Consider the following 12885-nt stretch of genomic DNA (forward strand, 5'->3'; position numbering starts at 1 on the left):
ATGATAAAAGATATGCAACCATTTTTACAACAAGCTTGGGAGAAGGCTGGTTTTAAAGAGTTAACTGAAATTCAAAAACAAGCGATTCCAACTATTTTAGAAGGACAAGACGTTATAGCTGAATCTCCAACTGGAACAGGAAAAACATTAGCGTACTTATTACCCCTTTTACATAAAATTAATCCTGAAGTAAAACAGCCACAAGTTGTTGTTTTAGCACCAACACGTGAACTTGTCATGCAAATTCATGAAGAGGTTCAAAAGTTTACAGCAGGAACTGAGATCTCAGGTGCATCTTTAATTGGTGGTGCAGATATTAAGCGCCAAGTTGAAAAATTAAAGAAACACCCAAGAGTGATTGTCGGTTCACCAGGACGTATTTTAGAATTAATTCGTATGAAAAAGCTAAAAATGCATGAAGTGAAAACAATTGTATTTGATGAGTTTGATCAAATTGTAAAACAAAAGATGATGGGCGCTGTACAAGATGTAATTAAATCTACGATGCGCGATCGTCAATTAGTATTCTTCTCGGCTACAATGACAAAAGCAGCAGAAGATGCGGCGCGTGATTTAGCAGTTGAACCACAATTAGTACGTGTAACACGTGCAGAATCAAAAAGCTTAGTTGAGCATACGTATATCATTTGTGAGCGACGCGAGAAAAATGATTACGTAAGAAGAATTATGCATATGGGCGATGTAAAAGCAGTTGCTTTCTTAAACGACCCATTCCGTTTAGATGAAATTACTGAGAAATTGAAATTCCGTAAAATGAAAGCAGCGGCTCTTCATGCAGAAGCAAGTAAACAAGAGCGTGAAGCGACAATGCGTGCTTTCCGCGGAGGAAAATTAGAAATTTTACTTGCTACTGATATTGCAGCACGCGGTATCGATATTGACGATTTAACACATGTAATTCACTTGGAATTACCAGACACAGTAGACCAATATATTCACCGCTCAGGACGTACTGGACGTATGGGTAAAGAAGGAACTGTTGTATCTCTTGTAACACCGCAAGAAGAGCGTAAATTACTACAATTTGCGAAAAAACTAGGTATCGTATTTACGAAGCAAGAAATGTTCAAAGGATCATTTGTAGAAACAAAACCGAAAGCACCAAAGAAAAAGAAACCAGCATTTACTGGGAAGAAAAAGCCTAGATAAATAATGTGGAAGGCGTAACTATTTGTAGTTACGTCTTTTTTATTTGTAATCAAGTGATAATGGGAATTGTATTAGTGTTTTTTATGTGCCTATCATATATATGCTTTTACTGGGAGTATCGAAAAAAAGGGTAGTTTATTTATTTCGTTTATACGAGGAAATAATATAAAAAAAGCCGAATATTAAACTGATACGAAATAATAAAAAGAAGGTACACATATGGATAGGAAATTAGGAATGTTTTTAAATACGAAACATATTGAAGTAAACGAAGGAATAAAGAAGGCGAGAGAATGGGGGTTAGAATATATTCAATTATATGCTATGAATTCGACTTTCAACTTAGCTAACATTTCAAAGGTACAATGGAACACATTAAAAGAAAACTTATCTTTTAATGAGATTCAAGTCCCGTCATTAGCAATTAGCTTCGGAGAAAATGGAATGATAGGAACTGAAGCTGGATGTGCAATAGAGAGTCTTAAATATATTACTGATAAAGGGTTAAGGTTAGGAGCTAACATAGTAACTGCCCATATTGGGAAAATCCCTGATGATGAAAATAGTGAGTACTATGATAAAATGATACGTGTTTGTAATGAAATAGGAGACTTAGCGTTCAGATTTGGAGGATTTTTCGCTATTGAGACAGGATCTGAAAAAGCGATAGTGTTAAAGCGATTTATAGAAAATATAAATTCAAAAGGATTAGCGGTTAACTTTGACCCAGCAAATTTAATTAGTGATGTAAATGAAAATCCGGTAGAAGGTTTATTGCTATTAAAAGATTATATAGTACAAACTCATATTAAAGATTGTACAAAAGTGAAAAGCGATAGTTCAAGTAAGTATATTGAAGTAGCAGTAGGAAATGGTGAAGTGGATTTCGATATATTCTTCAAGGTATTAGATGAAATTGGATTCAATGGATATAACATGATTGAAAGAAATGATTATTTTGATGAACTGGATGGGATGAGTCAGTCGATAAATTTTGCAAAGAAGTACATACCAACTCAAAAGGAATAACGATAGTATTTGTAGAAAGCTACATAGAATATAAAAACCATTAGGGGGAAATGCAATGATCCATAAAGTAGGACAAATTATGTTATATGTAAATAATCAAGATGAGTCAGTAAATTTTTGGACGGAAAAGGTAGGATTTCATGTAGTTGCAGAGGAAGATAATAAACAAGGAATGAGATGGATTGAAATCGCTCCAACTAACGGTGCTGAAACGAGCATTATATTACATAATAAAGAAGTTATCTCTAAGATGAGCCCAGAATTGAATCTTGGTACACCGTCTTTAATGTTCTTCTCAGAAAATCTTGATCAATTATATGCAGATTTAAAAAATAAAAATGTTACTGTTGGCGAAATGGTAACTATGCCTTCTGGTAAAGTATTTAACTTTGCTGATAGTGAAGGGAATTATTTTGCGGTTATGGAAAAGAACCGATAATAATATTGTTATGTGAAAATCCCCCTCAAACATATTGAGGGGGATTAAATCTTTGAAATGAATTTATCATGAGAGAGTTGTTTAATAAAAAATGTTCCTTTTTCAATAGCGGTTTCCATATAACCGACAATTTGATTAAACGTAAACACCTGTAAGTCTTCATGCAAATGTTGCTTTGGATACAACATATCTTCAAAAAGATATTTTCGAAATTCTAAAACATTTTCTTTAGAAACCTCTTCAATATCGACAATGTGAGCATCTTGATTGAGAAGCGAGAAGAGCTGTTGTTCTTTATCGTAATGATGAAGCAATTTTGCATTTAACAATTTAAAATCGTTATAGTACATAGGTGCGATCGTTTCATCATTTTCTATTCTATTTTTTAACCAAGGAAGAAAAAAGCCGCTTAGCCAATTATCATCAGCAATGAGGTGAGTGTAATAGCCTAAGAGAAAAGGGGAATCCATTTGAGCTTTATATTTTTGAAAAAAAGAATTAAAAGCTATCCTTCTCGTATAATTTTTCGTTGTGCCAGCGTAAAAGTGTGAAGTTCCTTTTTCTTCTGCTGAATGAACCGCATCAGGGGCTACACCTCCGAGTATGAAAGAAGTTCTATCTTGAATACATAGTTTTTCGGCAATACCGTTAGCGATAATAGCATGCATAATTCGTGATCCCATGAATGACACCTCGGTTTCAAGTATTCATTTCAGGAGGAGGACTGAACAGTTAGTATTACTTTCCCTGTACTTTTTCTACTTTCGACCCATTCATGTGCTTTCCCTGCATCTTGAAGTGGAAAAGATTTCGTAGCCTTGATTTGCAAACGTCCGTCACGCAAATAACGGAAAACTTCATTTGCAGTTTCTTGGAGTAGTTCAGGACGTTTTTTTCGTGTAGTTCCAAAGCTAAAACCGAGTATAGAGCGGCAACTTGCATGTAAATCTTTCGTTTGAAAATTGCCAATTTCACCACTAGCATTACCGAAATGAACGAGGCGGCCGTAATAAGCAAGACATTTTAAACTTCTTTCCGAAACAGTTCCAGAAATAGAATCTAAAATTACATCAACCCCTTCACCGTTTGTCAGCTCATTGACTTTCTCTACAAAATCTTCATTCTGATGACAAATTACATAATCAGCTCCAGCATATAAAGGAATTTCTTTTTTTGCTTCACTTCCGACAGTACCGATAACTTTTCCAGCCCCTAATAGTTTTGCAAGTTGAATAGCTGTAGTACCAATTCCACCAGCAGCCGCATGAATGAGTACTGATTCACCTTGTTGAAGCCTTGCTACATTTGCGAGTAAATTATAGCTTGTGAAAGATACGATAGGGCATGCTGCTGCAGTTTGAAAGTCGACTTCATCAGGTAAAACGAAAGTAAGATTTTCATTTGAAACAACGTATTCTGCGTAAGATCCATTTTGAGGAAAAGCAATGACACGTTGTCCAGGGTTTATATTTTTCACATGAGAGCCGACACGTTCTACTATACCAGCGACATCTATCCCTGGAATAAAAGGTAGTACTTTATTTCCTTTTTTGCCATAACGTGATTTAATATCAGCGAAATTTACACTTGTAGCAACAACGCGAATTAAAACTTGATTTTCTGAAATAACCGGCATATCCACATCTGTATATTTCATCACTTCAGGACCACCGAACGATGTTACAATGATAGCTTTCATTATTTATCCCCCTAAATTTGACTATATAAATCATTTTAAATCTTTATCAGGAATTGGAAAATTATATAATAGTTATGCAAGGTTATAAGTGAAGCTTATGAACGTATTGAATCATTATATTAATTCATATAAAAAACTTTTGAAAAAATCGAACGAAATATAGATTACTTGCCAATATAAAGTGTAAGACAAAGGAGGGGTGGTATATGAAGGATGAAACAGTGTATACAGATTTGATCCAATTAACTTTATCAGGAAATAAAGAAGCGTATAGTGAATTATATGATGTAACGATTCACGAAGTATATAAGACAGCACATTTTTTAATAGATGATAAAGCGGATGTAGATGATGTCGTTCAAGAAATATACATACAGCTATATGAATCGCTTCGTAAGTATGATAGCGAGAAGCCATTTCGTCCTTGGCTAATTGGACTTGTAATTAAACAAATTCACTCTTATAGAAGAAAGAGATGGATGCGACTACGAATTATAAAAAAAGCAGAAGAGCAAAGAAAACCGGTACAAAGTGATTTTTCTAACGATGTTGTAAGTAAAATATCAAATCGAAAACTAATCGAACTTATTCATAAATTACCGTATAAATTGAAACAAGTTATTATTTTAAGGTACTTGCACGACTACTCACAAGAAGAAGTAGCAGAAATATTACATATTCCAATTGGTACTGTGAAATCTAGAATTCATTCGGCTTTAAAGAAACTACGTCAAAAAGAGCAAGTAGAAGAAATCTTTTTAGGAGAGGTAGGGAATGTGAAATGAGTTTAGATTGTAGAGTTCGAGAATCTATACAAGAAGAAGCGAAGGGGATTGTTGCGCCGCCGGAGTTGAAAGAAAAAGTAATCGTTCAAATAAAAATGAAGCGTGGGGGAAGTAAGAAGAAACGCCTTATCGCAGGAGTACTTGCAGCGGCGTTTTTAATCCCAACAACTGGTTTTGCATATCAATCTATTATGGCAGATGGTATATACGGGTCTTTTGAAAACTTAAAAAAACATGCTGGAACGATGACATTAGAGGCGTACATGCGTTTTAGTGCAAAGTTATCAGAAGCGAAAGATGAAATGGGTACAAAAGAATATGAAGTGTTTACAAAAGAACTAAAGAAATTAACAAATGCAAAGCTTGCGTACGGAGATTCGAACGGCAATATTGATTATGATGCATTATCGCCAGCAAAAAGAGAAGAAATGAAAAAGGTAAGTATGGGCCTTCAACCATACTTTGATAAATTAAATGGTCATAAATCAAGTAGGGAAGTATTAACGCAAGAAGAGTTTGATCGCTATATGGAAGCTTTAATGACACATGAAATCGTACGAGTGAAGACAAAATCAACTGGTGCAATAAAAGTAGAAGAAATACCTGAGGCATATAAAGAAAGATTTATGAAAGCAGAGCAGATTATGGAGTATGTAGACGAAAAGGTGAGATAATTAAAAAAAGCTCAAAGCTTTCGCTTAGAGCCTTTTTATTGAAATAAAATAGAGTATTCAATTATATTTTTTCATATTTGCAGGATCCTTTTGTATAAAACAATCTAAAAGGGAATAACCAGCTATTAAACTAATTATCGTAACAAAAGTTGTATTGATAAGAATAATATTAGTTATATAAGGTAGGTATGCACCAACTGGTGAAAAGAGTAGAGCTGGAGAAAAGGAAATGAATAGTGTAGGCACAGTAATGGCGATAAATTTATCCGGTTGAAAGCGCCAGTTTTGTTTACTCGTTTCACGATTAGTAGATTGAAGGAATCGTAATAAAATGCCGACTATAAGAGGGAAGAGTGTAAAGTAGAATAATCTTGGATAAACGTTAAAGTTTACTTGTGCGTCTGTATCTAAATAAAATTGAATTTTCACTCCGATAAATAATAATAAGACGATAAATAATGTAAAGCAGAGGTATAGCATCACTTTTTGCATTATATTCCACCATCCTTTACTCAAAATATATTCAAAAAAAGAAGAGATATACAATAACTACTGTTGTATATCTCTTCTTTTACGGTTATTTAATAGTGGTGTTTGCTTTTTCTTGCTTCGTGAAATAATCTATAATGCCCATCGCACTAATTTCTATATCTAGATGTAAAATGTTATAAACGGAATGATCTGATGGAACGTTTAACTTTGTAAGGTGAGAAGAGACCTTATCTATTAATACAGTTTGCAAAGCTTTAGTAGCTTCATCGAAATCATTATATTTTTCAAAGACCTCTTTACCAGTATGAACGAAAATAGGTAACCAATGTTCTAGTTGCTTATATACTTCTGTAACATTGGATGATGCGCCGTAATGGCCGAAATAAATAGTATCTACATTCATACTTTGAATATGATTTTTAGAAGCAATCATCGCATCTGGTTGGAATTGTGAAGGGGACGTTGATGGTAAATACAGTTCTACACCAAGGTCTGCGAGTTCTCTATAATAAATTCCAATTGTATCGCCAGTAAAAATGCCGTTTGTTAATGAATCGTGAATGCTAATATGGTGCTTTGCATGTCCCGGTGTATCATAAAATGTAAGGATGCGGTCTTCTGCAATTTGTAACGTATCACCATGTTGTACAATATGAACACGTTCTTCTTCAATTGGAAGAATTGGATCAAAAAGTTTATCGAAATCTTCTTTGTACACAGCTTTTGCACCTAAAATGAGTTTTGTTGGGTCAATCATATGACGAGCACCGCGAGAATGCACATATAAAGTAGCATTTGGACATTTTTCCATCATTAAACCAGCAGCACCGGCGTGATCTAAATGAACATGTGTAACGATAATGTTTTTAACTTCGTTTAAATCAATATGTAATTGTTGTAAGCCGTCTAAAATATACGGAAGAGAAGGGGCTGCACAAGTTTCAATTAAAGTAATATCATCACCTAATAAAACGTACGTACCAGTTCGTTCATTATGTTGTAAATCAAAATCATCAATCAGATATAGGTGAGAAGATAATTGTTCTACTTTTTTCATCTTTACCACTCCTTATATACGGTATGTAACTATTATACGCTAAAAATACAAAAAGGCAGAAAACGAAAGTTTCGTCTTCTGCCTTTTTGTAATGTTCTTATTGTCTTTGTTGTTTATTAATAGACATAACGAATAGTCCAACAATGCCGCCAACTAATGGAAGCATAATCTCTCCCGCTAAATTAAAGTAGGAGCTTAAAAATAAACCATTTACATCGATTACCCAGCCAATCACATACAATAACATCATATATAGTACGAAATAAAACTCGCGATTTGAAATCGTTTCATGTTGTGCAGTTTTCATATTGAACACCATCCTTTTCTATAATAATAGAATATAAACTGTCACATTTTGTTCACAATTCAATTGTAAAACTTTCCATCATAAAAGTCTAGTAATTTGTGTCGAATTTTCGAACGGAAATAAAGCGCTTTCAATTGTAGAGAGAAATACGTAATAAGAGCTGTAAATTCACGAATGTAGTATAGTATAAACATGGAATGATAGTGAAGAGAGGGGTAAGGACAATGACAGTTTATGATTTTTCAGCTAAAACAATTACAGGTGAAGAAAAATCGTTAAAAGATTACGAAGGAAAAGCACTTCTTATTGTAAATGTAGCTAGTAAATGTGGGTTTACACCGCAATATAAAGGATTACAAGAAGTATATGATAAATATAAAGAACAAGGGCTAGAAATACTCGGTTTCCCTTGTAACCAATTCGGAGGGCAAGAACCAGGAACAGAAGCAGATATTACTAGTTTTTGTGAATTAAACTACGGTGTAAACTTCCCAATGTTTGCAAAAATTGATGTAAAAGGTGATAAGGCTCATCCTCTGTATACATACATGACAGAACAAGCACCAGGTTTACTCGGTATGAAAGCAGTAAAATGGAACTTTACAAAATTTCTAATTGGAAAAGACGGAAAAGTAGTAGGGCGTTTTGCACCGCAAACGAAGCCGGTGGATTTAGAGGTTGAGATTGAGAAGGTACTTGGCGAATAACTAGGAGTTTCACTTTATTAAAAAATGCCTCAAAGAACTATTTTGTTCTTTGAGGCATTTTATTTACATTCACATTGTCAATATTAAATCGCTGAATGGAAGTTATTTGATTTAGGTGGAGAAGCAGCTTTTTTCATAAGTACTTCCCATAACTGTACGGATTTTTTCCATTCTGCTGCGGCTTGTCCTTTTTGATATATAGCATTCTCATAACTGAAAGTAAGTTGTTGCATATCGGCCGAGTTGTAAAGTGTATCAACATGGAGAGCATATTCTCGGAATGTTTGACTCTCATCTCGTCGTATACCAATTCGCGCAAATTGTTTTAGGAGTGAATCGTAAGCTTTTGTATAAACGGCATCATCTTTTCGATATTTATAGAAATGAATGATAAAAAACGTAATCCATTTCATTCTAGTGATGAATAGAATGTATCCTATAATACTAATCGGTATCGTAGAGAGGAATACGTACCACCAAGAAAATCCATTTTTAGAATTTGGAATCTTTTTAGTAGAAGCATCTTCTGTATCTTCTATTAAACTTTTGAGCTTTGCTTCATTGTTTCGTTGTTGTATGGGTTCGTTATTAGAATTATATACTTCGTTATTTTGTAAAGTAGGAGCAGGAGTATTATTTGTGAAATTATAGGGATTCGTAAATCCTTTTGTCGGTTCGAATGGAATCCATCCATATCCAGGGAAATATACTTCGACCCAAGAGTGTGCGTTATCGTTCGCGACTTTATAAACATCCTCACCTTCCGCACCCACCAACGTATTATCAAGTGTTCCTTCTGTATAACCTTTTACCCAACGAGCTGGAATCCCGGCAGAACGAAGTAAAACAATCATAGACGTCGAAAAATTATTACAGTAGCCGCTTTTTGTATCGAAAAGAAATTGATCTACATAATCTTGGTGTTTGGTAGGGAATGAGACATTCGTTGTTTCATATACAAAAGAATGGTCAGTAAAGTAGTTTTCAATAGCTAATACTTTATCATATCGGTTGTTTTTATCATTTGTTAGATTAACAGCTAAGTCTCTTACTCGCTGCGGTAATGATTCGGGAAGTTGCGTGTACTTTGTCATGAAATAAGGATTTGTTTCTTGACCTTCATTCGTTTTTACAGCTTTCAAGTTTTCTATGGAAAACTCCGGGACCTCATATGTTACTTTATATGAATGTAAAGTAGTGGAAGAGTCTGCGTCCATCGTATAGATTTTTTCTGAAAATGGGTCAACGCTGTATGATACATCGGAAGAAGCCTCAACTGATACTAAACCTGCTGGATAGGTAAGGTGCGGATAACTTTTTTGCATGGTGATTGTTGCCGAAGTTGTCTCTGTTTTTGTATTTTGTTCGTACCAACTCACGACGTCGTTTTTATTTTTAAAAGTAACCTTCTTTTGATTTTCAGAAACTTCCCAACCTTTTCCGGTATAAAAATCTTTCGTTTCTACTCTCCAATATTGTTTGTTTTGCGTTTGTGCTGTGAAAACAATTGTAGGATCTGCCGTAAAAGGACCGCCTAATTTTGAGTCATCAAGACCATATCCAATTTTAGAAACTTCTTGTTTTTTACTTGATTCGGATGTGTTGAATTTTAAAAAATCCATTGGGTTTGGCCATTGAGGGCCAAATTTTGGCGCAAAGTATGCGATGGTTGCTGACAATACAATAAATATTGTAAGAGGTTTAAGTAGTTTTGAGATTTCTCTAGCATAATTTTGTAAGTGCTCACTCTCTTTTATATGTTCTATGCGAAGAAGACTCAGCATAAAAAAGCCGATGACAACGGTACGAATAATAGCGTAGTTTGCATTGTATACATGTAAGTTATGAAAAGCGGTGATATAAATAATAGTCAATATAAGAAATAACAATCCACGCTTTTTATGAATCATCCAAAAAGAGATGAAAGCACTCAAAAACCAAAATGATAAAAAAAATAAAAGTGTAGGAAAAACAGGAGAAATATCTAGTAAATTCCCCTGAAATAACAGGGAGGAATTTCGAGAAATATCAGTAAAAAATTTTGTTAGCCAAGTTGGATTAATAAAAGCATTTTTATAATACAGGAAATGAATGATGAATAAAATCGTCACGATCTTTAGTGGAATTTGCCACCTTATTTGAAAAAAAGAAAGAGTGAAGCAAATTCCTATAAATATTACAAAAATATCTAATCTACCTACGTTTGTAATACCTATAAGGGGTCGTATCCATTCTAGTAAAAGTAGAAATGCGCATGCATGCATGAAGAATCTGCTCATATCCCATTTGTATTTTGTTTGTAATGTTGTCATTTGCTCACCTCAAAAAACACATTTGTATATCGGTTTTCATAAACCACATTTACAAATATTTTTCGTTTTTGTAGAGTTTCTAAAATACTTAGTTCTCGATGTGAGAGTTGATTCGGTTTTTCTTTTACAATAAAAACTAGTAATTTTCTATTTTGTATAGCGGCATAGTCAGCCGCCTTTTGAATATCGGGAGAAAGATCGCTTGTCACGAGTAGTATCGTTACGGGTTCATAAACTTTTCTTAATTCCATTTCTACACTCCGGGAGAGCGGGAATACACTGTCCGCTTGTACTTTCGCTAAATGACAAAAGATTTGCTGCAACTGACTATCTCCATTGTCTAAAGGGAAAAAAGTTCGTTCTTTTCCGACAGACACAAATGACGCTGGTGAATTTTGCTTCAATACAGCCCTGACAATAGAGGCAGTAAATGTGACGACTGATTCGAATAGAGGGGACTCAGTTCTGTCTATGAATATCATAATATTATGGCTACGCTGTTGTTCAAACTCTTTCGTCATAATGTTGTTTGTTCTTGCAGTTGCTTTCCAATCAATCCATGAAAAGCGGTCACCAGGTTTATAGTCTCTCACACCGACAGAAATGGTAGAGTCTTTTGTGAAATTTATATTTGCTGAGAGCGCTCCTTGTTCGAAATGGTTTTCCAATTGCTGATACGTTATATCTACATACTGAGGATAGACTAAAAATGTATCCGGAACTGAAAAAGTTACTTCTTTCTCCATCATACTGAATAGATCACCAGTTTTGACTCGTACGCTTGAAAAAGTGTGCTCTCCTCTAGGGATTGTGTCAATTGCATATTGAAACGAAATATTTCGTTTTAATCCTGGAAAGAGTATTGTTTTATTCATCTTTGTTTGTCTACAACTTGTAAGGTGTGGTGGCAGTTCATCTTCTATAACTAAATAAAGTAAGGGGAAAGGAAATTTTCTTTTTATTGTAATCGTGCTTACAAATCGTTCTCCTGCTACATAATCGTTTTGATTTGTTATTCTTTTTACTTCAGCACCCCGTAAAGCGTAGAAGGGGAGTAAAAGTGAATAAAGACCAATAGGAACCATACTGTAAAATAAAAACCAACTTACAAATCCTCCTTGAAGCATAGCATACACAAATGTTAACACTAGGCATAAAGGGATTAGTAATAACTTCGTAACGTGATATAGTGCTCGTAGCGTGCGTTTCATTAAAGGTTCATCTTCCTTTGAGTCGGCACGGTAGTTCGTGCAACGATTTTTGAAATAACTTGTTCCCCTGTTATTCCTTCAAATTTTGCTTCCATTTTTAGAATGAGTCTGTGAGCTAACACGTAAGGAGCTAAAAATTTAATATCGTCTGGAATAACATAATTTCTGCCATGGATGAATGCATAAGCTTGTGAAGCTTTCATTAAAGCAATCGAGCCACGCGGACTTGCACCTAGTTGTATAGAACTATAAGAACGAGTCTGACTAACAAGCTTTACAATGTAATGCTTAATTCCTTTGTCCATACTTACTTCCCGTACGCTTTGTTGCAAATAAAGTAATTCTTCTATTGTAGTAATAGCTTGTAAATGGGAGAGGGGATTTGTTTTTTCCATCCGGTTTAAAATTTCAAATTCTTCTTCTGGCGAAGGATATCCCATTTTTAGCTTCAATAAGAAACGATCGAGCTGGGCTTCTGGTAAAGGATATGTTCCCTCATATTCGACCGGATTTTGTGTAGCCATTACAAAGAACGGTTTTGGTAACGGTCTTGTCATACCATCTATTGTAATATTGCTTTCTTCCATACTTTCAAGTAAGGCAGATTGTGTTTTGGGAGATGTACGATTAATTTCATCAGCAAGTATAAAATTCCCCATAATTGGTCCAGGCTTGAACTCGAATTGAAGCTCTTTCGGATTATAAATAGAAACACCTGTTACATCTGATGGAAGTAAATCAGGTGTAAATTGAATACGTTTGTAATCAGCATCAATAGATTTAGAAAGTGCCCGTACTAACATTGTTTTCCCGACGCCAGGAACATCTTCTAATAGTACATGACCTTCAGCTAAGAGAGCTGTCAAAGCTAAGATCGTTTCTTTTCGTTTTCCGACCATTAACTTTTCAATATTGTTGATTATTTTTTCTATAATGGGATGTAATGAATCAAGCTGGTGCATCGTAATCCTCCTAATGTGTTATTATCGTTTTCTAATCTATT

Annotated in this window: 14 protein-coding genes; 6 read left to right on the plus strand and 8 right to left on the minus strand. The window is 34.5% G+C overall.

Annotated elements, in window-relative coordinates; genetic code table 11:
* From NST14_RS10780 to NST14_RS10790, 3 genes are all read left to right on the plus strand, one after another.
* Positions 1-1170 carry a DEAD/DEAH box helicase gene (locus NST14_RS10780; RefSeq protein WP_000588613.1) on the plus strand — a complete coding sequence of 390 codons (1170 nt, stop codon included), beginning with the start codon at positions 1-3 and terminating at the stop codon, positions 1168-1170.
* A 219-nt stretch (positions 1171-1389) separates the two neighbouring features.
* The gene (locus NST14_RS10785) at positions 1390-2199 is read left to right on the plus strand and encodes a sugar phosphate isomerase/epimerase family protein (RefSeq protein ID WP_000375197.1); all 810 of its coding nucleotides are present in this window, start codon (positions 1390-1392) and stop codon (positions 2197-2199) included.
* Between the two features lie 55 nt (positions 2200-2254).
* The gene (locus NST14_RS10790; protein ID WP_318581511.1) at positions 2255-2638 is read left to right on the plus strand and encodes a VOC family protein; all 384 of its coding nucleotides are present in this window, start codon (positions 2255-2257) and stop codon (positions 2636-2638) included.
* A 44-nt stretch (positions 2639-2682) separates the two neighbouring features.
* On the opposite strand, the gene NST14_RS10795 is transcribed toward NST14_RS10790, so the two are convergent.
* Together NST14_RS10795 and NST14_RS10800 are read right to left on the minus strand one after the other, a co-directional pair.
* Positions 2683-3321: a zinc dependent phospholipase C family protein gene (locus NST14_RS10795; RefSeq protein WP_000535596.1), complete on the minus strand. Its 639-nt coding sequence runs from the start codon at positions 3319-3321 to the stop codon at positions 2683-2685.
* 29 nt (positions 3322-3350) lie between these two features.
* A complete protein-coding gene (locus tag NST14_RS10800; RefSeq protein WP_000644145.1) occupies positions 3351-4337 on the minus strand; it encodes a quinone oxidoreductase family protein in 987 nt (328 codons plus the stop codon).
* 206 nt (positions 4338-4543) lie between these two features.
* Between NST14_RS10800 and NST14_RS10805 the strand changes: the two genes are divergently transcribed.
* Together NST14_RS10805 and NST14_RS10810 are read left to right on the plus strand one after the other, a co-directional pair.
* Entirely contained in the window at positions 4544-5122 is a 579-nt protein-coding gene (locus NST14_RS10805; RefSeq protein ID WP_000651119.1) for a sigma-70 family RNA polymerase sigma factor, read from the plus strand.
* On the plus strand, positions 5119-5796 hold the full coding sequence (locus tag NST14_RS10810; RefSeq protein WP_000050680.1) for a DUF3600 domain-containing protein: 678 nt from the start codon (positions 5119-5121) through the stop codon (positions 5794-5796). The genes NST14_RS10805 and NST14_RS10810 overlap by 4 nt, the downstream gene beginning before the upstream one ends.
* A 57-nt stretch (positions 5797-5853) precedes the next feature.
* On the opposite strand, the gene NST14_RS10815 is transcribed toward NST14_RS10810, so the two are convergent.
* From NST14_RS10815 to NST14_RS10825, 3 genes are all read right to left on the minus strand, one after another.
* Positions 5854-6288: a hypothetical protein gene (locus NST14_RS10815; RefSeq protein ID WP_001174521.1), complete on the minus strand. Its 435-nt coding sequence runs from the start codon at positions 6286-6288 to the stop codon at positions 5854-5856.
* Between the two features lie 85 nt (positions 6289-6373).
* Positions 6374-7345, minus strand: a complete 972-nt coding sequence (locus tag NST14_RS10820) for an MBL fold metallo-hydrolase (protein ID WP_000754986.1) — start codon at positions 7343-7345, stop codon at positions 6374-6376.
* Between the two features lie 97 nt (positions 7346-7442).
* Positions 7443-7652: a DUF3925 family protein gene (locus tag NST14_RS10825; RefSeq protein ID WP_000844978.1), complete on the minus strand. Its 210-nt coding sequence runs from the start codon at positions 7650-7652 to the stop codon at positions 7443-7445.
* 224 nt (positions 7653-7876) lie between these two features.
* Here NST14_RS10825 and bsaA point away from each other — a divergent pair, with 224 nt between their 5' ends.
* Positions 7877-8359 (plus strand): glutathione peroxidase, encoded by a 483-nt coding sequence (bsaA, locus tag NST14_RS10830; protein WP_000219435.1) that lies wholly within the window; start codon positions 7877-7879, stop codon positions 8357-8359.
* Positions 8360-8442: 83 nt separating this feature from the next.
* Here bsaA and NST14_RS10835 read toward each other — a convergent pair whose 3' ends face one another.
* Genes NST14_RS10835 through NST14_RS10845 form a run of 3 tightly spaced genes read right to left on the minus strand, consistent with a single transcriptional unit; the run spans position 8443 to position 12844 of the window.
* Complete coding sequence (locus NST14_RS10835; protein ID WP_073540557.1) at positions 8443-10671, minus strand: transglutaminase TgpA family protein; 2229 nt, start codon at positions 10669-10671, stop codon at positions 8443-8445.
* Positions 10668-11882 (minus strand): DUF58 domain-containing protein, encoded by a 1215-nt coding sequence (locus tag NST14_RS10840; RefSeq protein WP_000831664.1) that lies wholly within the window; start codon positions 11880-11882, stop codon positions 10668-10670. The genes NST14_RS10835 and NST14_RS10840 overlap by 4 nt, the downstream gene beginning before the upstream one ends.
* Positions 11882-12844: an AAA family ATPase gene (locus NST14_RS10845; RefSeq protein ID WP_061184728.1), complete on the minus strand. Its 963-nt coding sequence runs from the start codon at positions 12842-12844 to the stop codon at positions 11882-11884. Before NST14_RS10845 ends, NST14_RS10840 begins: the two co-directional genes overlap by 1 nt.
* Positions 12845-12885 lie beyond the last annotated feature (41 nt).

Origin of the sequence: Bacillus sp. FSL W8-0519, assembly GCF_038005585.1 — a bacterium.
Classification (GTDB): Bacteria; Bacillota; Bacilli; order Bacillales; family Bacillaceae_G; genus Bacillus_A; species Bacillus_A paranthracis.